This is a genomic window from Streptomyces anulatus (assembly GCF_014650675.1).
GTDB lineage: Bacteria > Actinomycetota > Actinomycetes > Streptomycetales > Streptomycetaceae > Streptomyces > Streptomyces anulatus.
The window spans coordinates 424,932-450,678 of record NZ_BMVK01000007.1; the positions used below are offsets into that span (position 1 = coordinate 424,932).

Consider the following 25,747-nt stretch of genomic DNA (forward strand, 5'->3'; position numbering starts at 1 on the left):
CCCCTGGCGTGCACGGGCCGGGCGCCGTGCTGACCGGGTCACTCGTGCGGGCCATTCCCCGCCCACCGGGTCCCCGAAGACCGGGCCGCACCGCAGAGTTGTCCGGGTGCAGAGAACCAGAATCACCGCGAACCTCCTGGTCGGGCTGACGGTCACGGCCATCTCCGGCTGCGTATCGGTGGAGCCCCGAGCCCTGCCCTCCCCTCGTCCGGGCGCCACGGGGCCGGCCCAGGACGTGGCCCCGCAGATCGTGCAGTCACCCGCCCGTGAGGTGTTGGAGGCCGTGCCGGATCCGAGCCCGTCGGCGGCCCTGCCGTCCTCCCCCGCACCCCCGGCCGTCGCCTCCCCTCCGGAGGCTCCCCGCACCGGACCGGCGGGGGCCTCCCGTCCGCGGGAGCGTGCGGACCCTCCGGGGCCCCGGACGCCTCGCCGGGTCACGGGCGTCCCCTCCGTCACCGTGCCCGCACTGCCGCGTGTCGGCGTCGGCGTCGGCGGGACGGACGTCTGCGCGCTCGGCCGGGGGTACGGCGGCTGGCCCGCGGGCAGTCCGGAGTCCCGCATCTGCTCGGGGACGTACGGCCGCTGACGCTCCTGCGCCGGCCCGCCCCGCGGGGTCACTCCTCCCGCATGCGGAGCTCCAGGCGGTCGATGGCGGCGCGGACTCCACCGCCGTACCCGTCGTCCGCGAGCGATACGGCCGCGGCGCGGGCCCGCTGGAGGTGGATACGGGCGGATTCGGGGCGCTGGAGCTTGAGATAGTCCGCCGCGAGGTTGAGGTGCAGCGAGGGGTAGAACGCCCGGACGGCCGGGGTGTCCCGGTGTTCCGCCGCCCGGGCGCCGCCGGACCCCTCGCCACCGCCCGACCCCTCGGCTGCTCTCAGCCCTTCGGCGGCCGTCAGGGCGCGCAGGTCCCAGGCCAGCTCGTCGCCGGGGTCGTCCTGGGTGTCGGCCATGTAGTGCGCGAGGGTGCAGCGGTGCAGGGCGTCGCCGTCCGCCCCGAGCTCCGACCAGAGCGCGCCGAAGCGGTTGCGGGCCTCCTCCCGGTCACCTCCGTGGAGCAGCATGATCGCCTGGCCGATCCTGGTCATGACGGCGTCGTCGGACGCCTCCTGCTGCTCCACCACTGCGGTCTCCTCGTCGCCCGTCCAGCCGGTTGCCGTCGGTCCGACGCTAACGCCGGGCTTCCCCATAACCGGTCAGACACGGGCGTCGGGGCCCGTCAGCCGAGGGTGGGGATCCGCCAGTCGATCGGCTGGTGCCCCTGGGCGGCCACGGCCTCGTTGATCTGGGTGAAGGGGTGGGAGCCGAAGAACTTCTTGGCGGAGAGCGGCGAGGGGTGCGCGCCCTTCACGACCGTGTGGCGCTCCTCGTCGATCAGGGGCAGCTTCTTCTGCGCGTAGTTGCCCCAGAGCACGAAGACCGCCGGGTCGGGCCGGTCGGCGACGGCGCGGATCACCGCGTCGGTGATCTTCTCCCAGCCCTTGTTCTTGTGGGAGTTGGCCTCGCCGCCCCGGACGGTGAGCACGGCGTTGAGCAGGAGGACGCCCTGTTCGGCCCACGGCATCAGATAGCCGTTGTCCGGGATCGGCAGGCCGAGCTCCTGCTCCATCTCCTTGTAGATGTTGCGCAGGGACGGGGGCGTTTTGACGCCGGGCCGCACCGAGAAGCAGAGCCCGTGTCCCTGGCCCTCGCCGTGATACGGGTCCTGGCCGAGGACGAGGACCTTCACCTTCTCGTACGGTGTGGCGTCCAGGGCGGCGAAGACCTGCTCGCGCGGCGGGTACACCGGGCCCTTGGCCCGCTCCTCCTCGACGAAGTCCGCCAGTTCCTTGACGTACGGCTTCTGGAGTTCTTCGCCGAGGACAGCGCGCCAGGACTCGGGCAGCAGGTCGATATCGGTCACGTCCACAACCTCCGGTGAGCAACAGGTTCTTGATCCCAGAACCTACCCGGCGCCACTGACAACCGACCCCGGGAGCCCTTCCGTACAGCGTCTACCAGCTGGCCTTGCGGTACAGCTCCCACAGCTGCATCACGGTCTGCGGGTCGAGTGCGCGCTCGCCGCCGCCGATGTCCTCGCCCGCCGCGACGTACAGCTTGCCCTGCCACAGCGGCAGCAGCCGGACGTCCTCGACGAGGATCTCCTGGGCCCGCTCGAACTGCTTGCTGACCGCGCCCCGGTCGCTCTCCTGCCGCGAGGCCGGGATCAGCTGCTGGGTGATCTCCTCGTTGAGGTACGGGGTGCCGGTGACGCTCTCCTTGCCCACGAAGGGGGCGATGAAGTTGTCGGGGTCCGGGAAGTCCGGGAACCAGCCGCGGCCGAAGACCGGGTACTCGCCCTTGTTGAAGCCTTCCTGGAAGGTCTTCCAGGGCTCGCCCTGCAGCGTGATCTCGAACAGTCCGGAGTCCTCGAGCTGCCGCTTGAGCTCCTCGAACTCGGGCTCCGTGGAGGAGCCGTACCGGTCGGTGGTGTACCAGAACTTCATCTTCACCGGCTTGGTGATACCGGCCCGGGTGAGGATGTTCTTCGCCTTCTTCACATCCGGGTCGCCGAAGGTGTCGAAGAAGCTCGTGGTGTGTCCGGCGATGCCCTTGGGGACCATGGAGTAGAGCGGCTCGGCGGTCCCCCGGTAGACCTTGGCGACCAGGGCGTCGCGGTCGACGACGTGGGCGATGGCCTTGCGGACGGCGGGGTTCGCGGCGGCCGGGTCCTTCGGGTTGAAGACCAGGAAGCGGATGTCCGCGCCGGTGCTCTCGACGATCTGGAGACCGGCGTTGTCGTCCTTGTTGTCCTCCAGGCTGACGACCTCCTCGGCGGTCAGACCCCGGTAGGTGGCGTCGATCTCCTTGGCCTTCAGCGCCGTCACCATGTCGGCGGACTTCTCGAAGTAGCGGATGGTGACCGCGTCGTTCTTCCGGTTGGCGAAGCCCTTGTAGTCCGGGTTCTTCTTCAGCTCGGCGGTGACCCGGTCGTCGTAGGACTCCAGGAGGTAGGGACCGGAGCCGGTGACCTTGCCGTCGTCGCGGATCCTGTCCTTGGGGTAGTCGCCGGGGGCGACGAGCGACATGGCGGGCGTGGCCAGGATGAACGGGAACGTGGCGTCGGACTTGTTCAGGTGGAAGACGACCGTGTCGTCGCCCTTGGTCTCGATCCGGTCCAGGGAGCCGAGCATCCCGGCCGGGCCGCCCTTGAAGTGAATGTCCACGATGCGGTCGATGGAGTACTTCACGGCCTCGGCGTCGAGCTTCTCGCCGTTGGAGAACGTGAGGTTCTTCTTGAGCGTGCACCGGTACGCCATGCTCGTGGCGTCGGTGAACTTGCAGGAGTCCGCCGCGTCCGGCTCCGGGGTCGTGGTGCCGGTGGGGAAGCTCACCAGGGTCTGGTAGACGTTCCGCATCAGCTCCCAGGAGTTGTCCCAGGCCGCCGCCGGATCGAGTGTGGACGGGGAGCTGGTCGTCCCGACGACTATCTTCCGCTCCGCTTCCGATCCGCTGTCGGAGAAGAGACCGCAGCCGGCCAGCAGAGAAAGGGAAGCTAGGGCTGCAGCAGCCTGCAGACTGGCCCGGTAGAACACGTGCACGCTCCTCGATCAGCCATGGGTCGGCAGACCATACCGCAGCGCCCCACCGGGTCAATCCGCTGGCCCGGCGGGGCACTTGACTCAATCAGGGCCAAACCGGCCCAGGCCGCCTCAGCCCACGCCGGCGTTGAGGAAAATTCCTCCGTCGACCACGAGGGTCTGTCCGGTGATCCAGTCGGACTGCGCGGAGGTGAGGAAGGCCGCCGCGCCCCCGATGTCCTCGGGCACGCCGAGCCTGCCCAGCGGGTAGGCGGCGGCAGCCTCCGCTTCGCGGCCTTCGTAGAGGGCCTCGGCGAACCTGGTCTTGACCACGGCCGGGGCGATGGCGTTGACCCGGACGACCGGGGCGAACTCGTGCGCCAGCTGGAGGGTCAGATTGACCATCGCCGCCTTGCTCATGCCGTACGCGCCGATGAACGGCGAGGCGGAGACCCCGGCGACCGAGGCGATGTTCACGATCGCCCCGCCGTTCTCCTTCTGCCACGCTTTCCAGGTCTGCTGGGCGAAGCCCAGGGCCGAGATCACATTGGTCTCGTAGACCTTGCGGGCGACGTTCAGGTCGAGCTCCGCCATGGGGCCGAAGACCGGGTTCGTCCCGGCGTTGTTCACCAGGTAGTCGACGCGGCCGAAGGCCTCCATCGTGCGCTCGACCGCCACGGCCTGGTGCGCCTCGTCGTGCGCCTTGCCCGCAATGCCGATCACCCGGTCGGAGCCGAGCCGCTCGACGGCTTCCTTCAGGGCGTCCTCGCCCCGTCCGGTGATGGCCACCCGGTCACCGCGGGCGACGAGCGCCTCGGCGATCCCGTAGCCGATGCCCCGGCTCGCGCCCGTGATGAGGGCGACCTTTCCGCTGTCCTGCACCGTCATGATGTTCCGCTGCCCTTCGGATCAGTTGAGGGGTCCGCCGGCCACGTACATGACCTGGCCGGAGACGAAGCCCGCGTCGTCGCCCGCGAAGAAGGCGATGGCGTTCGCGACGTCCTCGGGACGGCCGACGCGCTGGACCGGGATCTGGGTGGCGGCCGCCGCCTGGAACTCCTCGAAGCCCATGCCGACGCGGGCGGCCGTCTGCGCGGTCATCTCCGTGACGATGAAGCCGGGCGCGACGGCGTTGGCGGTGACGCCGAACTTGCCCAGCTCCTTGGCGAGCGTCTTCGTGAGGCCCTGGAGCCCCGCCTTGACCGCGGAGTAGTTGGCCTGGCCCCGGTTGCCGAGGGCCGAGGAGGAGGAGAGCGAGACGATCCGGCCGAACTTGGCCTCGACCATGTGGGCCTGGACGGCCTTCGCCATCAGGAAAGCGCCCTTGAGGTGCACGTTCATCACGAGGTCCCAGTCGGACTCGCTCATCTTGAACAGCAGGTTGTCGCGGAGCACGCCCGCGTTGTTCACGAGGATCGTCGGCGCGCCCAGCTCGGCGGCGACCCGCGCGACGGCGGCTTCCACCTGGCCGGCGTCCGACACGTCGCAGCCGACGGCGAGCGCGGTGCCCCCGGCGGCGGTGATCTTCTCGACCGTGTCCTTGCAGGCCGCCTCGTCGAGATCGAGTACGGCGACGGAACGGCCCTCGGCCGCGAGACGTACGGCGGTGGCGGCGCCGATGCCCCGCGCCGCTCCCGTCACGATGGCGACACGCTGCTCGGTGGTGGACATGCTTGGTTCTCCTCGCCCTTGGATCGCGGCTCAGCGGACGTCGGGGCGTTTCCCTGACAGAAAGACTCCCGATCGCTGAGCAACCGCTTAGTACCTTCAGCAGACGAGACGCTAGAAGCCCTGGCACCCGGTGTCAACGGCGCACGCCCCGGCGGGCCGCACGTCACACCGGCGGGAGCGCCCGCCGCTGTGCCGTCGTGGTCCCGCCGGGGCGTGGATCAGCGCACGAGGAGGTCGAGCAGCCGTTCCACCTCGCCGGCCGGGTCGGTGGTCAGGCCGCTGTGCACGGCGCCGGGCTGGACGACCGTGGAGCGCGGGGCGATCAGCCAGCGGAACCGCCGCCCGGCGTCGTCGCCCGCCGCCTGACCGGCGCCCTCGCCCCCGCCGCAGACCCCCTCGACGGCGCGCAGGGCGGCCCGCACCCCGACGACGTCGGCCCGCGGGTCCAGCGCGAGCAGCTTCGCCTCGTCGAGGTGCGTACGGGCGGCGACGAACGAGTGGGCCCGGCAGTAGACCAGCACCCCGGCATTGAAGCACTCCCCACGCTCGACCCGGGGCACGATGCGCAGGAGCGCGTACTCGAAGACGTCGCGCCGCGTCATCGGCCGGCCTCCTCACCGGTACGGGCGGCCGCCGCGGCGCGGTCGTCGCCGGGCTTCGGCCGGGGTGGCAGGCGCCCGGTGAGCCAGCCCGGGGCCTGGGAGGGCCGGGTCGAGGCCGGCGCGTCCAGCGTGATCCGCTCGTGGATGTCGGCGGCCCGCGCGAGCAGCGGTGCGATGTAGGCCCGGCGCACCTCGTCGGTGGAGGAGAAGCCGGGCTCGTCGGCCAGCCAGACGTCCGGCACGTCGGCGGCCACCTCGGTGAGCAGTTCCTCGGTGACCAGCGGGGCGAGCTCGGCGGCCGCGGCCGCGACGTCCGGCCCGAAGGGCGCCAGGACATGGTCCGAGGCGTTGTACGGCTTGGCGGCGGAGGCCTGGGCGCCGGGCCAGTTGTGGTGCCAGATCATGGTCGCGCCGTGGTCGATGAGCCAGAGGTCGCCGTGCCAGACGAGCAGGTTGGGGTTGCGCCAGGAGCGGTCGACGTTGTTGATCAGCGCGTCGAACCAGACGATCCGCCCGGCCTCGGCCGCCCCGACCTCGTAGGCGAGCGGATCGAACCCGAACGAACCCGGCAGATAGTCCATCCCGAGGTTCAGTCCGCCGCTCGCGCGGAGCAGCTCCTGCACCTCCTCGTCGGGCTCGGCGAGCCCGATGACGGGGTCGAGCTCGATGGTCACCAGCTCGGGCACCCGCAGCCCCAGCCGACGGCCGAGTTCCCCGCAGATGATCTCCGCGACGAGCGTCTTGCGGCCCTGCCCCGCCCCGGTGAACTTCATGACGTACGTGCCCAGGTCGTCGGCCTCGACGATCCCGGGGAGCGAGCCGCCCTCGCGCAGGGGCGTGACATAGCGGGTCGCGGTGACCTCATTCAGCATTTTCCCAGGCCACCCATCTCTTCATCCTTGCGATGCACGGTCAACGCTGGAGGGGTGCGGCAACGGGAATCATCCACCGGCGGACCCGGTGGTGTCCGGGGAGTTCCGGTCGACCTCCCGATCTCCCCGCTCCCCGCCCCCCGAGCAGTCCGTCGACGGCGGCGCGCCCCTTGCTCCCGGCCTCCGGCATGAAGTGAGCATAGTAACCGGGTGATCGTCGGCGCCGAGTGTCCGAGCCACCGTGCCAAGGTCCTGTTCCGCGACTATGCACCGCCGCCCCCGGGCGAGGAGGCAGGCCCTTCGTCACGTTCCGACCCGGCATCGAGTCCGCCCACGATCAGGCCGGTCAACGCGGTGACCGCTTCGCCGTCGGTTGCCCGCCCCCGGTTCAGCTCGGCGGCGATCGCCTCGGCCGCGCCCAGCACGCCGACGCACCGCAGCCGGAGGGCTCGGGGCGCGAGGCCGGAGTACGGCAGCAGCGCGGTGGCCATCAGCTCCGCGTAGCTGTCGGTCAACTCGTGCTGGATCGCCTCCATTTCCGGGTTCCCCTTCAGCGCGGCGGAGACGGCGTTGAGCTCCGGCATGTCGGTGGCGCAGGCGAAGTAGGCGGCGCTGATGACGCGGGCGACCTCACCGGCGCCGGGTGCCGCGTCCCGCAACGCCCGCGTGATCGCGTCCCGGTGGCGTTCGTCGAGTCGCCGGTGGAGCGCGAGCAGCAGGCCGGGGCGCGTGCCGAAATGGTCGTACGCGATCGGCCTGCTCACCCCGGCCCGCTCCGCGAGGGTGACCAGCGTCAGACCATCGGCGCCCTGAGCGCGCACGATCGCCACGGCGGTGTCGAGCAACTGCTCCCGCCTGGCCGGCTTGGACAGGCGGGTCGGTGTGGTGGCCATGGTCCTCCCTTGCGTTCCCCCTCCAACCTAAGCTACAAAACGTAGGCTACAAAATGTAGCTTCGTTGACGTGAGGGGAACGCGCAGTGGGACAGACGGAATCGGTACTGATCCTGGGTGGTACGGGCCAGGCGGGCGCGGGGGCCGCCGCCCTCCTGCGCCGATGGCACCCGGCACTGCCGCTGACGATCGCGGGCCGTGACATCGACCGCGCGCGGCGGGTGGCCGACGGGCTCGGCGCCGCGACGGCCGCGACCATCGATCTGCGGCGCGGCGATCTCGGCCTCCCGGCCGACCGCCGCTACTCCGCAGTGGTCGCCGCGCTCTGGGACGACCGGCTGCACGGGCTGCGCTTCGCGCAGCGTCGCGGGCTGCCGTACCTCAGCATCTCCAGCGGCCTGGTGGACATCGCGCCGGAGGTCGTCGCGGGCGCCCAGCGGGCGAACGCCGCGCCGATCCTGGTGGCCAGCCACTACTGCGCCGGTGCCGTCGTCCTCGCGGCACTGCACTCGGCGCGGCGGTTCGACCGGATCGACGCCATCCGGATCAGTGCCGTACTGGACGAACAGGACACCGGCGGGCCTGCGGGAGTAGCGGATCTGCAGCGGTGGTCCACCGCCACCTCGGCGGGGCTCGTACGCCGGGACGGCGTCTTCACCTGGGTCACCGACCCCGACGCACAGGCGGATGTGCGCCGTACCGACGGCACCGGTCTGCCCGGCCGGAGCATCGCCGTCCTCGACGTGACGAGCCTCGCCCTCGCGACGGACGCGCCCGACGTCCGCTTCGACTTCGCCGTCGGCGAATCCGCGGGCCGGCGTCGCGGCGGACCCGCGAGTCTCGAGGTCCGGATCGACCTCGAAGGAGCGGGCCCAGGGGGTGCGCCGATCAGGAGGAGCCGCTATCTGGTCCACCCGGCCGGGCAGCGTCCCATGACCGCGACCGGCATCGCCCTCGGTGTCGAGCGATTGCTCGGGCTGCGCGGCGAAGCCGTCGCACCGGGCATCCACATGCCCGAGACACTGCTCGACCCGGCCTATGCGGTCGAGCGGATGGCGGAGACCGGCGCCTACTTCATCGGCGCGCCCGGCGACAGCTGAGCCTCTCCCCGGAGGAACGGCACCCATCGTGACGCGGGTGATCCTGTGGATCCGCGGACCGGGGCGCTCCCGGCCCCGGCGGCGCCGAACCGCGTCGCGCGCGGCGGCCACGGCCGAACCGTCGGCGCGGCATATCCCGTCGCGGTGGCGGGTAGTGGCCTGTTCCCCGCCGGTGTTCGCACGGCGGCCCGCGGGTGCGGTGGCCGGCCCCGCCTTCCGATGGAGCGTCCATGCTGCGGATCCACTTCACGCCCGAGGACCTGACGCGGGTCAGGGTGGCCCCGGGGCCGGACTTCCTGTGGGAGATCACCAACAGTGTGCAGACTCTTCAACGGACCGACGGGCAAAGGGTTTTCGGGGCCTGGCGCCGCTGGGTGCGGCCCCGGCTCCCGGAGAGCCGCCGCCTGCTCTCCCCGCTGCTGCCGCCGCACGGATACTCCCCCGACTTCCTCACCCCCACCTCCGGTGACCGCACCACGCTCCGGGCCGCCGTCGACACCCTGCTCGGAACACCGCGGCCGAGGCTGCGTGCGGAGCTGACCCGGCTGGCCGGGTCGACGCGGCTGCCCGGCTGGGCGGCATCGCTGGCCGAGGGCGACGCGGACGCGCTCGCCCGGCTGGGCGAGGCGCTCCACGCCTACCAGGCGGAAGCGCTCGTACCGCACTGGCGGCACGTCCGCGCGGACCTGGAGGCGGACCGGGCGCTGCGGACACGGCACCTGATGGACGGCGGCACCGAGGCGCTGCTGGCCGGGCTCGGGCCCGACGTCCGCTGGCGGCCGCCCGTACTGGAGGTCACCTATCCGGTCGACCAGCACCTGCGGCTGGACGGGCGGGGGCTGGTGCTCCAGCCGTCGTTCTTCTGCTGGCCCACCCCGACCACCCTGGCGGACGGCGAGCTGCCGCCCGTCCTGGTCCATCCCATCCACCACACGGCCGACTGGGCCGGGCCCACCGGGGCGGCGGGACCGGAGACGGGCCGGGGTCCCCTCGGCCGCCTTCTCGGGCAGACCCGTGCGGACCTGCTGCGGGCCACCCGCGCCGGCTGCTCCACCGTGGAGGCGGCCCGGATGCTCCAGGTGACCCACCCGGCCGTCAGCCAGCACATGAACGTCCTGCGCGCGGCGGGCCTGACCACCACCGTCCGCACGGCCGGCCGCGCCTTTCACGTCGCCACCGCCGAGGGACGTGCGCTGCTGGCCGCGGAGGACCGCCGTGCCGGGCTCGGGCCGGACGGCGAACCGCACCCGTAAGCCTGGACTTACACCGCTTGTGCCCGGCTCGGCCGGGACTCCACTCTGACTCCTGTCACCGCACCGCACCCGGCCGGACGGCCCCACACCGTCCCCGCGCCGATGTTCCCGTACGGCCCCGTCCCCCACAGGAGCCCCCATGCGCGCGAGACTTGTCCCCAGCACGGTCGCAGCACTCGTCCTCGGAGCACTCCTCCTCCCCGGCACCGCTCAGGCGTCGCCCGCCCCCGCCGTCCCGGTCGTCGACGTGCGGGCCCACGACTCGACGGCCGGAACGGCCCTCGCCTCCGGTTACGACGAGCCGGGGACCCGGCTGCGGGTCCCCGCCGGGCGCTCGGGCGACGCCCGCTGGCTGGAGATCGCCTACCAGGTCCAGGAGACCGGCTACTGGTGCGGTCCCGCCGCGACGCGCATCGCGCTCTCCGCCCGGACCGCCGCGCCGAGCCAGGGCGAGCTGGCCGCGCAGCTCGGCACGACCGAGGCGGGCACCGATCACATCGGACAGGTCACCGGCGTGCTCAACGCGCGTCTGGGCGGCGGCTGGTACGAGACAAAGGAGATGCCGAACGACCCGCCCACCCAGGGGCAGCGGGACCTCCTGTGGCACGACATCGTGTACGACATCGACCGCAACTATCCGCTGGTCGCCAACATCGTCGCCCCGCCGGGCAACCAGCCGCCCGGCTACCCGCCGGACCAGACGATCTACCACTACTTCACCGTCTTCGGCTACGACGCGGTCGACCGGACCGTCCTCATCGCGGACCCCGCGTCCTTCGGCGGCAACCAGATCTACTGGATCTCCTTCGACCAGCTGGCCACCCTGATCCCGCCGAAGGGCTACTCCGCCTGACTCCGCCCGATGTCGCGGGGCGGGCACGACCGCCCCGCGACCCCGACCCCGTTCCCCCTTACCAGGAGGTCACGTTGAGCACGCAACGGCCCACCCGCAGAGGCGTCATGAAAGCCGCCGCCGGACTGACCGCGACGACGGCACTCGGCGCGGCAGGCGTGCTGGCGTCGGCATCCGCGGCCCATGCCGTGGGCGACGGCTTCGGTCTGCGCATCGTGGACCGCGACGAGCGCGATCCCCGGATGCGCTACTTCCGCTTCGCGACCGACGCGATCGGCTGGGACCCCGGCGTCAACGTCCTGCTGCCGGACGGCTACCACACCAGTGGGCGCAGGTACCCGGTCCTGTACCTGTTCCACGGAGGCGGCACCGGCCAGGACTTCATCACGTTCGACCGGATGGGCATCCGCGCCTGGACCGCCGGGAAGCCGCTCATCGTCGTGATGCCCGACGGCGGCGCGGCGGGGTGGTACTCCAACCCGGTCGGCTCCAACGTCGGCCCCCGCAACTGGGAGACCTTCCACATCGCCCAGTTGCTCCCCTGGGTCGACGCCAACTTCCGTACGTACGCCGAGTACGACGGCCGGGCGGTCTCCGGGTTCTCGATGGGGGGCTTCGGCGCGTTGAAGTACGCGGCCAAGTACTACGGGCACTTCGCCTCGGTCAGCTCCCACTCGGGGCCGGCCAGCCTGCGCCGCGACGCCGGGCTCGTCACCCACTGGGCCAACCTCTCGTCGGCCGCTGTGGAGTTGGGCGGGGCCACCGTCTACGGCGCGCCGCTGTGGGACGAGGCCCGGGTCAGCGCCGACAACCCGGTGCAGCGCGTCGAGAGCTACCGGAACAAGCGCGTGTTCCTGGCCGCCGGCACCAGCCCCGACCCGGTCAACTGGTTCGACACGGTCAACGAGACGCAAGTCCTGGCGGGTCAGCGGGAGTTCCGCGAACGCCTCGGTGCGGCGGGCATCGGTCACGAGTGGCACGAGGTGCCCGGCGGTCACTTCGTCCGCCCCGATCTGTTCCAGCGGGACCTGGACGGGATCGTCGCCCGTCTCCGTAAGGCCTGACACCTGGAGGCATCGCCTTCCACCGACCCCGGGAGACCGTCATGCACGAACCCCACCGGTTCCGGTCCGTCCGGCCCGACGGGCGGACCGCCGGCTCCGGCCGTCCGAATCCACCGAGCCGTCGGTCGCTGTTGCGCTCCGCGGCGGCCGGGGGCCTCGCCGCGGCGGGAATCCTCGCAGGCGCTCCCGGGGCGGCGGCGACGTCCCGCGTCACCGAATCGAAGGTGCGCGACCTCAGCGGCCCCGCCCTGACCGGGCGGTTCGCGGCGCCCTGGACGGACCTCGGCATCCCGGTGCGGTGCCCCGACGGTTCGATGCTGTTCGTGTGCGGTGACACCTTCGACGGGGGCGGCGACGGCGGGCCCGACTGGCGGTCTCCCGTCGGACTGCGCTCGTCGAACGCCTCGCCCGGGTCGCTCGTGGTCGACGGCGCGGTAGGGGGATCACGCGCCGTCGGCCTCGTCCCGGAGGGGCATACGGGCGGCACCACCGCCATCCCCTCCGACGTGTTCACGGTGGGGCCGACGATGTACATGCACCTGATGCGCGGGGTGATCTACGAGACCCATCACACCGACTTCTGGCGCTCCGACGACAACGGCGAGACCTGGCAGTACCTGTGTCAGTGGCCGGGCGGTCTGCACGGCGGCCAGTTCCAGCAGAAGACGTACGCGGTCGCGGACGACGGCTACCTGTATGTGCTGTCCACCGCCTTCGACCGGGACGTGACCTCCGGTCTGCTGCTCCACCGGGTTCGCCAGGACGCTCCTGGGGATCCGGCCGCCTACGAGCCATGGGGGTACGCGGGCGGGGCGTGGGCCTGGGGCAATCCCCCGACGACCGTGACGTCGCCGCGGCGCTGGGGCGAGATCTGCTTCCGGGCCATGGGCGGCGGATACGCGCTCACCTGGCTCAACATGAGCCCGCTCGACATCCGCGCCCAGATCTTCGCGACGCCGACCTCGAACCTGTTCACGACGGCGGAGCAGACCATGATCGTCCCCACGGTGCCCGGCCGGGAGACCGGTAACGCCGTGGCGAGTCCGTACGGCGGCTTCATCATCCCGGGCTCCGGCGTCGACGACCTCCATATCGCGGTCAGCCAGTGGTACGACGCCCAGAACTACCGGGTCATGCAGTACCGGGTGAACGGTCTGGAGGGTCCGGCGCACTGAACCGGTCGGCGGCGGACATGCGGCGGCGTGCGTCACGTCCCGTATCGCGGCGTGAACACACCGGCCCCGGGGCACGTACCTCTGACCGAAGTGACCGGGACGGGAACGCCGACGAAGGGAATGCCGCGATGAGCGCAACGCAGGAGCACCGGAGCCTGCTCGGACGCCGCACGGTCGTCGCCGCGGTGGGAGCGGCCGGAGCGGCTGCCGCCCTCACCGCGTGCGGCGGAGGATCGGACGGTTCGGGAGGCTCGGACACGGTCGAGCAGCCCGGCAGCGGAGGCAAGGGCGGAGAGGTGATCGCCGCGACCTCGGACATCCCGGAGGGCGGCGGGGTGGTCTTCGCCGCGCAGAAGGTCGTGGTGACCCAGCCGCAGCCGGGCGAGTTCAAGGCGTTCTCGTCCACGTGCACCCATCAGGGCTGCGCGGTCAAGGACGTCTCGGGCGGCACGATCACGTGTCCCTGCCACAACTCCACGTTCGACGCCGCCACGGGCAGCCCGACCGGTGGGCCCGCCACCCGGCCGCTGCCCGCCCGGGAGATCACCGTCGAGGGCGACTCGATCAGGCTGGCGTAGCCGCTCCCTGCCCCGCCGCCCGACCGCGCGGTCGCTTCCAGCTGCCGAGAACGGCGTCCGTGGTGGTGACGGTGGCGACCAGGGCGAGCGTGTTGCGGACCATGGCGGGGGTGTAATCGGCGGGCACCCCCGCGATGGCGTCGGCCGGCACGACGGCCGTGTAGCCGAGGTTGACGGCGTCGAAGACGGCGTTGGGGACGGCGATGTTGGCCGATACGCCGGTGACGACGAGCACCCGGCAGCCGAGGTTGCGCAGCAGCGGATCGACGTCGGTGCCGGCCAGGGGCGAGAGGCCGTGCAGACGACGGACGACGAGGTCCTCGTCGGCCACCTCGATGGGGGGCGCGATCCGGACGGCGGTGCTGCCGGTGTGCTGCTGGACGGGCAGCCGGGCGGCGGCGCGGAAGAGCCGGGCGTTGCGGTTGCCGCCGCGCCCGTCGGGCCGGCTCTCGGCGACGGCGTGCATCACCTGGACGCCACGCTCGTGGGCGGCGGCGACGAGGCGGGCGACGTTGGCGAGCGCGCCCGACGAGCGGGCGGCGGCGGCGAGTTCGGGCAGCGCGCTGTCCGGTCCCACGACGCCCTGCTGGCACTCGACGGTCAGCAGGACGGTGGTGGCGGGGTCGAGCAGTTCGGTGAGCTGCTCCTGTGATCTCCTCGACGGCACGGGCGCTCCTCCCTCTCCTGGTGTCCGCCGTCCGGTGGTGTCCGCCGTCCGGTGGCGGGCGGACCTCCTCGGTCGGGCCGGGCGCGCGAGAGTAGCGGCCATTGCGTCATGAAGGAAGAGCGTCCATGATTTCTGACACCCAGTCAGAACCCAGGAGAGGGCGGCCATGACCGATACCCAGCGACGAGGCCGCCGGATCATGATGACGCCCGGGGAGCGGGACGCCTATCTCGGCGAACAGCGCACCTGCCGGGTGGCGACGCTCGGCGCCGACGGCGCTCCGCACATCGGCGCTCTGTGGTTCGTCTGGGACGGCGACTCCCTCTGGCTGTACTCCATCACGCGCAGTCTGCGCTGGTCCCAACTGCGCCGGGACGCCAGGATCGCCGTGGTGGTGGACGACGGCGAGGGGTACGGGGAGCTGCGCGGCGTGGAGCTCACCGGCCGGGCGGAGTTCGTCGGCGAGGCGCCCCGCACGGGCGAGCCCTGCCCCGAACTCGTGGAGGCGGAGGAGCTGTTCCCCGTGAAGTACTTCGGCATGACGGAGATGCCGCACGACGGACGGCACGCCTGGCTGCGGCTCACCCCGGAGACGATCACCTCCTGGGACTTCCGCAAGCTCGCCGAACTCGCCTGATCCCCCGCCTCGGCCCCCGACGCCGGAACCGGCCCCGCCCCCGGCCTCCAGTCCTATGCGCCGCCCGCCGCCACGCCCGCACCCGCGGCCGCCGCCCGCAACGCCTTCACCGCGGCGCGGACCGACGGGCGGCGGTCCGCGTCCGTGCGCCAGACCGCGTGGACGTGCCGCCGCACGGTCTGCCGCACCGGCACCAGTCGCACCCCTTCGGGGACCGGGCCACGTCCCAGTCGCGGTGCCACGCAGACGCCGAAACCGGCTGCGATCAGCGCGAGTTGCGTATGGTGCTCGCCGGCCAGATGGGCGATGCGCGGCTCGATGCCCCGGGAGCGCAGGGTGAACATCAGCCACTCGTAACAGAATTCGCCCTCGGGCCAGGACACCCACTCGTCGTCCGCGAAGTCCTCCAGCTCCACCTCGTCACGGTCCGCCAGCGGATGTCCGGCCGGCATGGCGATGTCCGGTGCGTCGTCGAGGAGTTCGGCCTTGGCCAGCCCGCCGGGCACGGGCAGGCGCTTGTTGCTCCAGTCGAGCACGACGGCCAGGTCGACGTCGCCGCGGAGCACCGAGCGCAGCCCCTGCTCGGGCTCCAGCTCCTGCGTACGGACGGTGAGTTCGGGGTGGTCCGCGCGCAGGGAGGTGAGCATCGTGGGAAACAGCCCGCGGGCCGCGGTCGGGAAGGCGCAGATCCGCACCTCGCCGACGACCTCGCCCCGCTGCGCCTCGATGTCGGACTGGGCCAGCTCCACCTGTGACAGGATGCGCGCGGCGTGGTCCGCGAGCAGCCGGCCGGCATCGGTGAGGCGGACGCCGCGGCCGTATCTGGCGAGCAGCCGCTGCCCCACCTCTCGCTCCAGCTTCGCCATCTGCTGCGAGACCGCCGACGTCGTGACGTGCAGCCCGTCGGCCGCCCCGCTCACCGAGCCGTGCCGGGCGAGGGCATCCAGCGTGCGCAGCCGCTCCAGGTTCAACATGTAAGCGATGCTACGCGATCGAGTACAGAAAGATTCACTTGTTCTAAGACGTCGTCTTCGTCAGGGTGGACCTCATGAGCGCTCCCTGCGAGCCGAGGGCCACGGCCCCGGCATCAGCACCTCCCCCGCCCGCCCCGACCGCGCCTGTCGCCCGGCGCCCCGCCCTCGACTGGCGGATCCGGTTCGCGGGGCTCTCGCTCATCTGGGGGTTCAGCTTTCTGCTGATCAAGGTCGGGACCGAGGGCTACGCCCCGTTCCAGGTCACCTTCGGCCGGCTGCTGGCCGGTACGGCGGTGCTGGCCGCCGCCATGGCGATGCGCCGGGAGCGGCTGCCGCGCTCCGCCCGGACCTGGGGGCACCTGGCGGTGGCGGCGTTCCTTCTCAACGCGCTGCCGTTCTCGCTCTTCTCCTACGCGGAGCTGACGATCCCCTCGACGCTCGCCGGGATCTGCAACGCGACCTCGCCGCTGTGGGGCATGGCCCTCTCGGTGGTCGCCCTGTCGGAGGACCGCCCGACCCGCCGCCGGGTGGCCGGTCTCGGCGTCGGCTTCCTCGGCGTCCTCACGGTGCTGGGCGCCTGGCAGGGCTTCTCCGGCCTGGACCTGCCGGGTACGGGCATGGCGCTGCTCGCCTCGTTCTGCTACCCGGTCGGCTGGATCTACGTCCGCCGCACCCTGGCCGGAACCGGATCGTCGACGCTGGCGCTGACGGGCAGCCAGCTCTTCCTCGGTACGGTGCAACTGGCCGTGGTGACACCGCTGTTCACCTCGGCCCCCACATCCTTCCCGCTGCTCCCGACCCTCTCGGTGCTCGCCCTCGGAACGCTGGGCACGGGCCTCGCGCTGCTGCTCCAGTACGGCCTGGTCCAGGAGGTCGGTCCGACAACGGCCCAGATGGTCACTTACTTCATCCCGGTGATCGCGACAGCGGCGGGCGTCGCGCTGCTCGGCGAGCAGCTGAGCTGGAACACCCCGGTCGGGGCTCTGATCGTCCTCGTCGGGGCGGCCCTCACCCAGAGCCGGGCGCGCCCTGCCGCGCCATCGGAGCCCTCGGGACGTCCGGCCGCCGCCGCGCCGGAGCCCTCGGCGGACCGAGCCGCCCGGCCGGGCGCGGACGCGGCCGGCCTCAGCCGTAGCTGACCGGCCGTGCGGGCCCCGCGGCGGCGGCCACCGCGTCCGCCAGGGGCCCGATGTCCGCCGAGGTCAGCGGGGAGACGGTGAGCCGCACCCCCTGGGGCGTGTCCAGCCGGAAGCGGGCTCCCGGGGCCGCGGCCCACCCCGCGTGGAGCAGCCGGGCGACCGCTCCGGTCTCGTCACTCACGGGCACCCACACATTCATCCCGCTGCGACCTCGGGCCACCACGCCGCGCTCCGCGAGGGCGTGGATGAGCGCGTCCCTGCGGTCGCCGTAGGAGCGGGACACCGCACGGGTGTCGATGGCGTCGGAGGTCCACAGGTGGAGCAGGGCGCGCTGGAGCAGCCGGCTGACCCAGCCGGGCCCGAGCCGCTGCCGTCCCGCCACCCGGTCGACGGTGACGGCGTCCCCGGTGAGCGTGGCGACCCGCAGATCAGGGCCGTACGCCTTGGCCGCCGAGCGGATGAACGCCCAGTGGGCCGTCACCCCGGCCAGCGGATGCAGCGGCAGGTCGACGATGGCGTGCCCGTGGTCGTCCTCGATCAGCAGTACGTCCGGGTGGCGCCCGAGGACCGCGCGCAGCTCCCGGGCGCGCGGCGCGTCCAGGGACGCGCCGGTCGGGTTCTGCGCCCGGTCGGTGACGACGAGGGCCCGCGCCCCGGCCCGCAGCGCCCGCTCCACATCGGCGGCCACCGGACCGGAGTCGTCCACGCCGACCGGTACGGCGCGCAGCCCGAGCGCCGTGACGAGGTCGAGCACGCTGCCCCAGCCGGGGTCCTCCACCGCCACCGCGTCGCCCGGCCGGAGGTGCGCGGCGAGAACCCGCTCGATCGCGTCCAGGGCTCCGGACGTCACGGCGACCGGCCCGGCGGGCACCCCGTCGGCGTCCAGCGCGGCGCGGGCGTACGCGGTGAACTCCGCGACCACCGCGTCCTGCCCGTACAGACCGCGGCTCTCCGCGTCGGCGGCGGCGGCCGCGGCGAGCGCGGGCCCGAGGTCGGGCAGCAGTTCCGGATCGGGATTGCCCTCGCCGAGGTCCCGTACGCCCGGGGGCGCTTCGATCCGCAGCGAACCGCGCGACGCGCCGACCGGGGCCGGACGCACCCGACTGCCCCGGCGTCCGGCCGTCTCGATCACACCGCGCTCGCGCAGTGTCCGGTAGGCGGCGGCCACGGTATTGGGATTGACCTCCAGGCGCGCCGCCAACTCCCGCATGGGGGGCAGCACATGACCCGGCGAGAGGTCTCCGGAGCTGACCCCGCGCTCCACACTGGCGGCAATCTCCGATGCGCGCCGCCCACTGATCCGATACTCTCCTAGCACAAACGATAGTATGCACTAGTGCAATGGAGTAAGCAATGCAGCACACCGCACCGCCCGACGACACGGGCTCCGGCGTCGCCGCCCCCTACCTTCCTACCGACCGCACGGTGCCCACCCGGTCCAAGGAGCGCGCCTCCTACGACCGCGAGCTGGTCCACTCCATCCTCGACGAGGCCTACCTCTGCCACCTGGGCTTCGTGCGCGACGGCGCACCGGTCGTCCTGCCGACCCTCTTCGGCCGGATAGGAGAGCGGCTGTACGTCCACGGTTCGACGGGCTCGCGACCGCTGCGCTCGGCGAGGAGCGCCGACCCGGGGATGCCGGTCTGCCTGACGGTCACCCATGTCGACGCCCTCGTGCTGGCCAGGTCCGCCTTCCACCACTCGATGAACTACCGCTCGGTGGTGGTGCACGGCACGGCCGTGACAGTGACCGACCCCGAGGAGCGACGGCTCGCCCTGGACGCGATCGTGGAACAGGTCGTGCCCGGCCGCTCCCACGACTCCCGGCCGGCCGACGCCAAGGAGCTCGCCGCGACGGCGGTGATCCGGCTGGACCTGAACGAAGTGTCCGCGAAGGTCCGCACCGGCGGTCCCAACGACGAGCCCGAGGACAGCACCCTCCCCCACTGGACCGGCATCGTGCCGCTCACCCGGGGTTACGCGGCGCCGGTCCCCGCGGACGACATGGACCCGGCCATCGGCGTACCGGACTATCTGTCCGCGCTCTGACGGAGGTCGCGGCGGCCATGGCCGCCGCGACCGGCACCGCCCCGCCGGGCAGCGGCGGTCACACCGCCAGGGCCTCCCTCCGGCGGGCCGCCGCCGCACCGCGCGCCTCCGCCAGGGCCAGTCCGGCCACGGCGGTCAGCAGGAGCAGCGTGCCGAGGACCGTGGCCGCCGTCAGCCGCTCCCGCAGGACGGTCACCGCGATGACGGCCGCGCTCACCGGCTCCAGGAGCATGATCACGGAGACGGTGGCCGATCGGACGGCGGCCGCCCCGGCGAAGTACAGCGCGTAGGCGAGCGCCGTGGGGACCGCCGCGACATAGACCAGCAGCCACAGCACCTGCCCGGTCTCGGCGGTGTGCGGCACCAGCCCCTCGGCCATGGCCATGGGCAGCAGGCCCACCGCTCCGATGCCGAAGGCCCAGGCGCTGGTGGTCAGCGCGTCACCGCCGCCACCGTCCCGCCCGAGCAGGCGGGTGAGCAGCGTGATGGCCGCGTACCCGGCGGCGGAGAGCAGCGCGAGCAGCACCCCGGCCGGCACGACGTCGCCGCCCTCACCGCCGAGTACCAGCACGGCGAGCCCGGTCAGCGCGCCGGTCACGGCGGCCAGGCCGCCCCGGCCGAGGCGTTCGCCCAGCAGCAGGCGGGCCCCGACGGCGATCAGGACGGGACCGGCGCCGAGGGTGACGACGGTGCCGACGGCGAGGCCGGTGACCTCGACCGCCGCGAAGTAGGCACTCTGGAACACCGTGAGACCGATGCCGGTTCCGAGGATCCGGAGCAGTCGGCGACGCCGGGGTTCGGGCTCCCGGGGAGCCCGGCGGGGGCGCAGCGCGAGCGCCCCGGCGAGCAGCAGGAGACCGCCCACGCAGCGCCAGAAGGACAGGGCGAGGGGGCCAAGATCGCTGACCCGGAAGATCAGGGACGCGGCCGCGCCGGCGGTGCCCCAGGCGATTCCGGCGACGACGAGATACAGCATGCTCCGCCCGACGGGCAGCACGGAAGCAACAGGGATGGACATATGACTTCTCCGGAGGAGGACAGGGTGGTGGGCCGCTCGGATCCGCATGCGGGCAGCGACGAACCGCTCGGGGACTGCCCGAGCCCGGTCTTCGTCAGGAGTGGCCGCCCGCGCTAGGCGGCAGGGGGCGGCAGCACAGTCAGATGCATGGTCGGCACACTAATGCGGGGCCCGGTCGCCGGACAACTCGCCCTCGACGACCCCGGCCGCCGCGCCGGTGCCGACGCCGGAGGCGACGGGACCCGACGGGGGCTTCGGCGCGGCGGACTGGGCGATGAACGCACCGGTCAGGACCACGAATCCACCGATGAGCTGCGGTGCGGAGAGGTGCTCGCCGAGCAGCACCCAGGCCAGACCGGTCGCGATGACCGCTTCGAGGCAGGCGACGACTCCGGCCACCTGCGGCGAGAGCAGCCGGACCGAGACGACCCCGGTGACGTACGCGAGCACGGTGGCGAGCAGCACGATCCAGCCGAGCAGCAGCCAGGCGGGGACCTCGTTGCCGTTCATGCCCGCACTGCCGCCGAGCAGCGACCAGTCCATGCCCCAGGGGCGGGCGACGACGGTGAGGACGGCCGCGCCGACGATCAGTCCGTACGCGATGACACCGACGGGGTGCGGGGGCTCGGCGTGCTTGCCCCCGCCGTCCCGGCCGTCCTGCCCGCCGTGGTCGGAGAGGACGAAGTAGCCGACCTGGCAGCAGGCCGCCCCGAGGGCGAGCAGCAGGCCGAGCAGGTCGAACTTGAGCCCGGACCAGACCTCGACGACACACGCCAGACCGCCCACCGCCAGCACCACGCCGACCGCGGCGGCCCGGGTGACGGGCCTGCGCTGCACGAAGCGGACCCAGCCGAGGACCAGCGCGGGCGCCAGGTATTCCACCAGGAGCGCCACGCCGACGGGGATTCGGGAGATGGAGGCGAAGTAGAAGGCCTGGACGCCGGCCACCGCGAACAGGCCGAACCCGGCCAGCAGCGCGGGGCGTTCCCGAACGAGATTCCGATGGCGCCAGGCAACCGGGAGCATGATGACGGCGGCGCCCGCGACGCGCAGCCAGACCACGTGCAGCGGGTCGAGACCCGCCTCGATCAGCGGCTTGGCCGCCACTCCCGAACCGCCGAACGCAAAGGCCGAGACCAGTGCGAGGCCCAGTCCGGCACTTCTGCCCTGAAATCCCGAAGACGCTTGCATCGGCACATCATGGCAGCAGTCGACAGCACCGTCATCCCCGTGACGCCTGTCGAGACGGCGCTCCGGCCGCGACCGGGTGAGGGAACCTACGCATCACCCGTCACGGAGCGGCTCACCCGTGTCGCGCGGCATCGGCCGTGAGCACGACCACCCGGTCCGCCAGCCACCGCGCGTCCACGCCCCCACGGGAGAGCACCTCCACCGCACGGCACTCGGTGTCGGCGGCCAGCGCGGCGAGCAGATCGAGGCCGGCGGCGCGCACTTCGCCGCGCGACGCCGCGCGGTACAGCGCGTCCTCCATCGCGGCGAGGGCCGAGGGCGACCAGCCGTCGACCGCCGGGGCGCGCACCACCGGGACGGCGCCGGTGTCCTCGACCGAACCCTGCCAGCGGAGCCCGTAGCCGATGCTGCGCTGGACGAGATAGCCGAGCACCTTGGCCAGTTGGGGCCCGCCGTCGAAGGCCTCGCGGACTTCGGGGTCCGTCTCGATCAGCGAGTGCAGGAGGTGGGCGGTGTCGATCTGCCGGTCCCCGTCGCGCAGCGCGCGCCTGCGCGCACCCGTCAGCACCGATGCCAGTTCCACGGTGAAGCGGGCATCGTTCCCGGCGTGGTTCGGTGCGGGCTGGTCAGGCATGCGCGGCGTCCGGTTTTGCACACCTCTACCTCATCAGTCCCGCGACCGAAAGACATCCCCGGAACGACCCATTGAGCATCCCACCGAAGTTGGGGACACCGGAGCGATCCATCATCCTTGCGGATGAGATCGCACCGCACGGCACAACCATGACGGCCGGGAGCGCGCGCCGCCTTGCTTTTCACGCCCCCACGGCAACCGCGGGCCCCGAGCGCACGTCTCTCACGCCATACACACGCGGCGGGGGGGCGGGAGGAGAGGAACGGGTGTTCTGGATGGTCGCGCTGCTCGCCCAGGACGGGCTGCAGTACGTCTACCGCGTGTACGCACCCGACGACGCCCTGCCCGCCGATCTCTTCTGGACGGCTTTCCACTGCCACGACGAGGGCCCCCACCCCCGCGCGTCGGACAGGTTCGACGCCGCGGTGATCTGGCGGAACAGACAGCCCCAACAGATCTGACGGTTCATCAGTATTGAATGTTGCCGCGCCCACCGCTACCTTCCGCGACACCGAAACCGGACGAACCAGGGGTGGTCGCATGGCTGAAGTCAGCGCCGAGGCACGCATCGAGGCGCCCGCCGAGAAGGTCTGGGGCCGCCTGACGGACTTCTCGTCGTACGGGGAGTGGAACGCCACCCACACCAGCTTCCCCAAGGGTGGCCCGGCCGAACTGGAACTCGCGGCCACCTACGAGGAGAACATGAAGCTCATGGGCTTCCCGGCCGAGGTGACCTGGACGGTCGACGGACTGGAGGAGGGCCGCCTGCTGGCGACCAGGGGCAAGGGCCCGATGGGGGTCAACCTGGCCATGCGGTACTCCCTGACCCCGGAGGGCGACGCCACGACGATGCGCATCGACGGGGAGTTCACCGGCGCGGCGGTCTCGCTGATGGGCGGCAAGCTCAAGGACTCCGCGACGGCGGCGCTCCAGGAGTCGCTGCGCAAGCTCGGCGGGCTCGTCACCTCCTGACGATGCCCGCGCGGCACGCGCGGGACCCCGCGGAATCGTCCCGCGGGGCCCCGCGAGCACGGCCCGCGTTCACGCAGGGCCGCTTCGGGCGCGACCTTGCCGGGCACGCTCAGTGCTCGTCGGCGAGGATCAGGTAGAGCTTCTTGCGCGCGTCGTTGATGACCGTCAGCGCCTTCTTCCGCTGTTCGGCGGAGCCGGTCTTCCAGACCTGCCCGAACGCCTCCATCAGACCGAATCCGGCCTGCCGGATCTCATTGACGCCCTCCCAGTCCACACCGCGCCCGGCCTCTTCCCACGGAGCCTCGGGGCCGGTCTCGGCCTCACTCCGCCCGGAGTCGGTGAGCGTGAACAGCTTCTTGCCGCCCTCGCTGGCACTGACGATCAGGCCCTCGTCCTCCAGCAGCTGGAGCGTCGGATAGACGGAGCCCGGGCTGGGCCGCCAGGCCCCGCCGCTGCGCTCGCCGATCTCCTGGATCATCTCGTAACCGTGCATCGGGCGGTCCTTCAGCAGCGCCAGGATCGACGCCCGCACGTCACCGCGGCGCGCCCGCCCCCGACCGCCGCCGCCCCGGCCGCGTCCGCCGCCGAACGGGCCGCCGCCGAAAGGCGGCCCGAAGGGCCCGAAAGCAGCCCGACGACCGTCACCCTCGCCTCGACCGTGCTGACCGGGACCGCAGTGCCCCGGCCCGTGCTCGTATCCATGTCCGTGTGAACGCATCTCTACGCCCCTTCCCTCTTCCATCGTTGATCTGTCGCGATGCGTCAACGATATATCGGAACCTATCGAGCGACAAGGCGATCGTCGGCGACACTCGAGCGCCGGAGACACGACTGCGCTGTTCACGAGGGGTGGAGCGGCGCCCGAGAAAACCACTGGCCCCCTCGGTCGGGCCGTGGTTACGCTGACGGCGTTCCTCGGTCTGCTCTGGGCTTCCGTGCCCCGGAAAAGAGAGATTTTTATGTTCCGGCCCGCGCCGCGCGCGCCTCGCTGCACCGTCTAGCCAGTAGTCCGTCTTCCTCCTGCCTCCTTCTCGGACGGCGTCCGGACGTGACTCTCCGGTGCACTGAATCAGCCCATTCCTCCGCCCTCGCGCGTATGTCGCGTCGTACGGGGTGGGCGTCTTCGTCGAGGCCGCTCGGCCTGCTCTTGCTGTCATCACAGACTTCCCAGCAAGGAGCACCCCGGGTGTCCACCACCAGCAGAACTCTCTCCAGCACTCCGAGCACCGCCCTGCACAGCGCCTTCTCCTGCGCGTGGTGCGGCCGGACCGCGTCCGCCGTCGCCGACGACGGCACACAGCGCCACCACTGCCCCTCGTGTCTGCAGTCCCCGCACGTTCCCGACCCCGCCGACGGCGGCTCCGGTGACTGCCGGGGCCGGATGTCGCCGATCGCGGTCGCCGTTCCGCGTACGGGCGACTGGATGGTCATTCACCGTTGTGCGCGCTGCGACGGGCTGACCTCCAGCCCCACCCGCGCGGACGACAACCAGCTCGTCCTGATGCGGTTGGCCGTACGGCCACTGGCCCAACCCCCCTTTCCGCTCGAAGCGTTCGGCGACCTCTGATCAGGAAGGAAGAGGACCGGCCATGCCGAGACGAGCGAAGAACACCCGTCGCCGTGCCCGGGGCGCACGGCGGCCGCAGCGGTACAAGGACGTCCTGCACAGCCAGGGAGGGCACCGGGGACACGCTTTCCGGTGCGCGGGCTGCCGGCTGGAGGTGTCCGTGGACGCGCCCGGCACCACGCACCGCAATCACTGCCCCACCTGCCTGGTCAGCCTGCACGTCGACCGACGGGTGCCGGGCGACCGGGCTGCGGACTGCCGCGCCCGGATGGAAGCGCTGTGCATGTCGGTCAGGCCCGACGGCGAGTGGATGATCATCCACCGGTGCGTGTCCTGCGGTGAGCTCAGCGCCAATCGCATCGCCGGTGACGACAACCCACTGGCCCTGGTTCGCCTGGCGCTCAAACCCCTGCGGGACCCCGGCATCGCCCAACGCACGCGGCTCGCGCCGTGACCCGGCCGTCACGCGCGATGCCGTGCCACAGGACGCCCACGCCTCGACGCCCAGCCCTCCCACACCCCCCGTCCCCCAACAGATCGCACCCGTGCGCGACTCGCAAGGAGCAGCCATGCGCCCCATGACCAGGGAAGAGGTGCGCGGCGCGATCGTGAACCTGGACCCGGCCGCGAAGAGGGTTCGCCTGCCGGCCCGGTTCGACGAGGTCCGATGGCACCGGATCGACTACCTCGGATGGAGAGACCCGAGCTCCCCGAAGCGCGCCTATCTCGTCACCGAGGCTGACGGCCGGGCACGGGGGGTGCTGCTGCGGCAGGCCCCGAACGACTCGGCGCACGGTTCGCGCGCGATGATGTGCGACCTGTGCCGGTTCGCCCGCCGCTTCAACGAGGTCTCGCTGTTCACCGCTCAACGCCCGTCACGTGACAAACGCGAACGCCTGAACGCGGTCGGTCTTCTCCTGTGCACCGATCTCGACTGCGCGGTGAAGGTGCACAGCAAGCCGGCCCGCGAAGCCTTCGACCGTCCGGTCGAGGAGATCCTCCGGTCGCGCCGAGAAGGCCTGCGCTCGCGCACGGTCGACTTCGTTCGTTCGGTCGGCGAACCGCACCGGGGCCGGGGTCCGCGGGCCGGACATGAACCGAACGAGAGGTCCTAGGGAGTGTCCGCAAAGTATCGTCGTCCGCCCGCCGGGCGGGGCCCGCGGCGTCTGGTGCGTGCTCTCGCAAGGCGCCGGAGTGTCCTAGTAGCGGAGCTACTCGGGCATTTCGGCAACGCCGCGAGAGTGCGTGCCAGGCGTCGCGGGCCAGACGAGACTTTGCG

The 25,747-nt window shown here is 72.1% G+C and carries 30 protein-coding genes; 15 read left to right on the forward strand and 15 right to left on the reverse strand.

Features of this window, described 5'->3' with window-relative positions:
• Nucleotides 1-106 precede the first annotated feature (106 nt).
• Complete coding sequence (locus IE272_RS20415; RefSeq protein WP_190007428.1) at nucleotides 107-586, forward strand: hypothetical protein; 480 nt, start codon at nucleotides 107-109, stop codon at nucleotides 584-586.
• Between the two features lie 28 nt (nucleotides 587-614).
• On the opposite strand, the gene IE272_RS20420 is transcribed toward IE272_RS20415, so the two are convergent.
• From IE272_RS20420 to IE272_RS20455, 8 genes are all read right to left on the reverse strand, one after another.
• Entirely contained in the window at nucleotides 615-1,124 is a 510-nt protein-coding gene (locus IE272_RS20420; protein WP_057661564.1) for a hypothetical protein, read from the reverse strand.
• 95 nt (nucleotides 1,125-1,219) lie between these two features.
• Entirely contained in the window at nucleotides 1,220-1,903 is a 684-nt protein-coding gene (locus IE272_RS20425) for a uracil-DNA glycosylase (RefSeq protein ID WP_050357830.1), read from the reverse strand.
• Between the two features lie 91 nt (nucleotides 1,904-1,994).
• On the reverse strand, nucleotides 1,995-3,575 hold the full coding sequence (locus tag IE272_RS20430; protein WP_050357736.1) for an ABC transporter substrate-binding protein: 1,581 nt from the start codon (nucleotides 3,573-3,575) through the stop codon (nucleotides 1,995-1,997).
• A gap of 117 nt (nucleotides 3,576-3,692) precedes the next feature.
• A complete protein-coding gene (locus IE272_RS20435) occupies nucleotides 3,693-4,448 on the reverse strand; it encodes an SDR family oxidoreductase (protein ID WP_050357737.1) in 756 nt (251 codons plus the stop codon).
• A gap of 21 nt (nucleotides 4,449-4,469) precedes the next feature.
• Complete coding sequence (gene fabG / locus IE272_RS20440; RefSeq protein WP_030582031.1) at nucleotides 4,470-5,231, reverse strand: 3-oxoacyl-ACP reductase FabG; 762 nt, start codon at nucleotides 5,229-5,231, stop codon at nucleotides 4,470-4,472.
• 218 nt (nucleotides 5,232-5,449) lie between these two features.
• Nucleotides 5,450-5,833, reverse strand: a complete 384-nt coding sequence (locus IE272_RS20445; RefSeq protein ID WP_190007429.1) for a DUF3037 domain-containing protein — start codon at nucleotides 5,831-5,833, stop codon at nucleotides 5,450-5,452.
• The gene (locus IE272_RS20450) at nucleotides 5,830-6,705 is read right to left on the reverse strand and encodes a HipA family kinase (protein WP_190007430.1); all 876 of its coding nucleotides are present in this window, start codon (nucleotides 6,703-6,705) and stop codon (nucleotides 5,830-5,832) included. Before IE272_RS20450 ends, IE272_RS20445 begins: the two co-directional genes overlap by 4 nt.
• Before the next feature lie 263 nt (nucleotides 6,706-6,968).
• Nucleotides 6,969-7,598 carry a TetR/AcrR family transcriptional regulator gene (locus IE272_RS20455; protein ID WP_057661569.1) on the reverse strand — a complete coding sequence of 210 codons (630 nt, stop codon included), beginning with the start codon at nucleotides 7,596-7,598 and terminating at the stop codon, nucleotides 6,969-6,971.
• 85 nt (nucleotides 7,599-7,683) lie between these two features.
• On the opposite strand from IE272_RS20455, the gene IE272_RS20460 reads away from it, so the two are divergent.
• From IE272_RS20460 to IE272_RS20485, 6 genes are all read left to right on the forward strand, one after another.
• A complete protein-coding gene (locus IE272_RS20460; protein ID WP_190007431.1) occupies nucleotides 7,684-8,697 on the forward strand; it encodes a saccharopine dehydrogenase family protein in 1,014 nt (337 codons plus the stop codon).
• Between the two features lie 230 nt (nucleotides 8,698-8,927).
• Nucleotides 8,928-9,950: a winged helix-turn-helix domain-containing protein gene (locus IE272_RS20465; RefSeq protein WP_050357742.1), complete on the forward strand. Its 1,023-nt coding sequence runs from the start codon at nucleotides 8,928-8,930 to the stop codon at nucleotides 9,948-9,950.
• Nucleotides 9,951-10,089: 139 nt separating this feature from the next.
• Nucleotides 10,090-10,803, forward strand: coding sequence for a C39 family peptidase (locus IE272_RS20470; RefSeq protein WP_050357743.1), 714 nt, complete (start codon nucleotides 10,090-10,092; stop codon nucleotides 10,801-10,803).
• A gap of 74 nt (nucleotides 10,804-10,877) precedes the next feature.
• A complete protein-coding gene (locus IE272_RS20475) occupies nucleotides 10,878-11,867 on the forward strand; it encodes an alpha/beta hydrolase (RefSeq protein ID WP_179889854.1) in 990 nt (329 codons plus the stop codon).
• A 41-nt stretch (nucleotides 11,868-11,908) separates the two neighbouring features.
• Nucleotides 11,909-13,042 carry a DUF4185 domain-containing protein gene (locus IE272_RS20480; RefSeq protein WP_229897354.1) on the forward strand — a complete coding sequence of 378 codons (1,134 nt, stop codon included), beginning with the start codon at nucleotides 11,909-11,911 and terminating at the stop codon, nucleotides 13,040-13,042.
• Between the two features lie 128 nt (nucleotides 13,043-13,170).
• Nucleotides 13,171-13,620, forward strand: a complete 450-nt coding sequence (locus IE272_RS20485; RefSeq protein ID WP_050357745.1) for a Rieske (2Fe-2S) protein — start codon at nucleotides 13,171-13,173, stop codon at nucleotides 13,618-13,620.
• On the opposite strand, the gene IE272_RS20490 is transcribed toward IE272_RS20485, so the two are convergent.
• Entirely contained in the window at nucleotides 13,607-14,287 is a 681-nt protein-coding gene (locus tag IE272_RS20490) for a cysteine hydrolase family protein (protein WP_050357746.1), read from the reverse strand. The two genes, IE272_RS20485 and IE272_RS20490, sit on opposite strands and share 14 nt — an antisense overlap.
• A 166-nt stretch (nucleotides 14,288-14,453) precedes the next feature.
• Between IE272_RS20490 and IE272_RS20495 the strand changes: the two genes are divergently transcribed.
• Entirely contained in the window at nucleotides 14,454-14,924 is a 471-nt protein-coding gene (locus IE272_RS20495) for a pyridoxamine 5'-phosphate oxidase family protein (protein ID WP_056699699.1), read from the forward strand.
• A gap of 53 nt (nucleotides 14,925-14,977) precedes the next feature.
• Here IE272_RS20495 and IE272_RS20500 read toward each other — a convergent pair whose 3' ends face one another.
• Nucleotides 14,978-15,898, reverse strand: coding sequence for a LysR family transcriptional regulator (locus IE272_RS20500; protein ID WP_050357748.1), 921 nt, complete (start codon nucleotides 15,896-15,898; stop codon nucleotides 14,978-14,980).
• 74 nt (nucleotides 15,899-15,972) lie between these two features.
• Between IE272_RS20500 and IE272_RS20505 the strand changes: the two genes are divergently transcribed.
• Nucleotides 15,973-17,037 carry a DMT family transporter gene (locus IE272_RS20505; RefSeq protein WP_190007432.1) on the forward strand — a complete coding sequence of 355 codons (1,065 nt, stop codon included), beginning with the start codon at nucleotides 15,973-15,975 and terminating at the stop codon, nucleotides 17,035-17,037.
• On the opposite strand, the gene IE272_RS20510 is transcribed toward IE272_RS20505, so the two are convergent.
• Nucleotides 17,024-18,355 (reverse strand): aminotransferase class I/II-fold pyridoxal phosphate-dependent enzyme, encoded by a 1,332-nt coding sequence (locus tag IE272_RS20510; RefSeq protein ID WP_073959994.1) that lies wholly within the window; start codon nucleotides 18,353-18,355, stop codon nucleotides 17,024-17,026. The genes IE272_RS20505 and IE272_RS20510 overlap by 14 nt on opposite strands.
• A gap of 35 nt (nucleotides 18,356-18,390) precedes the next feature.
• Here IE272_RS20510 and IE272_RS20515 point away from each other — a divergent pair, with 35 nt between their 5' ends.
• Nucleotides 18,391-19,086 carry a pyridoxamine 5'-phosphate oxidase family protein gene (locus IE272_RS20515; protein WP_057661578.1) on the forward strand — a complete coding sequence of 232 codons (696 nt, stop codon included), beginning with the start codon at nucleotides 18,391-18,393 and terminating at the stop codon, nucleotides 19,084-19,086.
• A 58-nt stretch (nucleotides 19,087-19,144) separates the two neighbouring features.
• On the opposite strand, the gene IE272_RS20520 is transcribed toward IE272_RS20515, so the two are convergent.
• The 3 genes from IE272_RS20520 to IE272_RS20530 all read right to left on the reverse strand — a co-directional run bounded on the left by IE272_RS20520 (nucleotide 19,145) and on the right by IE272_RS20530 (nucleotide 21,950).
• A complete protein-coding gene (locus IE272_RS20520) occupies nucleotides 19,145-20,104 on the reverse strand; it encodes a DMT family transporter (RefSeq protein WP_050357752.1) in 960 nt (319 codons plus the stop codon).
• A gap of 159 nt (nucleotides 20,105-20,263) precedes the next feature.
• On the reverse strand, nucleotides 20,264-21,295 hold the full coding sequence (locus IE272_RS20525; protein WP_050357753.1) for an EamA family transporter: 1,032 nt from the start codon (nucleotides 21,293-21,295) through the stop codon (nucleotides 20,264-20,266).
• Nucleotides 21,296-21,407: 112 nt separating this feature from the next.
• The gene (locus IE272_RS20530) at nucleotides 21,408-21,950 is read right to left on the reverse strand and encodes a Clp protease N-terminal domain-containing protein (RefSeq protein WP_179890853.1); all 543 of its coding nucleotides are present in this window, start codon (nucleotides 21,948-21,950) and stop codon (nucleotides 21,408-21,410) included.
• A 245-nt stretch (nucleotides 21,951-22,195) separates the two neighbouring features.
• Here IE272_RS20530 and IE272_RS20535 point away from each other — a divergent pair, with 245 nt between their 5' ends.
• Together IE272_RS20535 and IE272_RS20540 are read left to right on the forward strand one after the other, a co-directional pair.
• Complete coding sequence (locus IE272_RS20535) at nucleotides 22,196-22,390, forward strand: hypothetical protein (protein ID WP_007455626.1); 195 nt, start codon at nucleotides 22,196-22,198, stop codon at nucleotides 22,388-22,390.
• 79 nt (nucleotides 22,391-22,469) lie between these two features.
• On the forward strand, nucleotides 22,470-22,901 hold the full coding sequence (locus IE272_RS20540; protein ID WP_050357756.1) for a type II toxin-antitoxin system Rv0910 family toxin: 432 nt from the start codon (nucleotides 22,470-22,472) through the stop codon (nucleotides 22,899-22,901).
• A 109-nt stretch (nucleotides 22,902-23,010) separates the two neighbouring features.
• Here IE272_RS20540 and IE272_RS20545 read toward each other — a convergent pair whose 3' ends face one another.
• The gene (locus IE272_RS20545) at nucleotides 23,011-23,619 is read right to left on the reverse strand and encodes a PadR family transcriptional regulator (RefSeq protein WP_190007433.1); all 609 of its coding nucleotides are present in this window, start codon (nucleotides 23,617-23,619) and stop codon (nucleotides 23,011-23,013) included.
• Nucleotides 23,620-24,087: 468 nt separating this feature from the next.
• Between IE272_RS20545 and IE272_RS20550 the strand changes: the two genes are divergently transcribed.
• The 3 genes from IE272_RS20550 to IE272_RS20560 all read left to right on the forward strand — a co-directional run bounded on the left by IE272_RS20550 (nucleotide 24,088) and on the right by IE272_RS20560 (nucleotide 25,583).
• Nucleotides 24,088-24,468, forward strand: a complete 381-nt coding sequence (locus IE272_RS20550; protein ID WP_190007434.1) for an RNHCP domain-containing protein — start codon at nucleotides 24,088-24,090, stop codon at nucleotides 24,466-24,468.
• Nucleotides 24,469-24,490: 22 nt separating this feature from the next.
• Entirely contained in the window at nucleotides 24,491-24,922 is a 432-nt protein-coding gene (locus IE272_RS20555; RefSeq protein WP_050357758.1) for an RNHCP domain-containing protein, read from the forward strand.
• Nucleotides 24,923-25,037: 115 nt separating this feature from the next.
• A complete protein-coding gene (locus IE272_RS20560; protein ID WP_056699713.1) occupies nucleotides 25,038-25,583 on the forward strand; it encodes an FBP domain-containing protein in 546 nt (181 codons plus the stop codon).
• Nucleotides 25,584-25,747 lie beyond the last annotated feature (164 nt).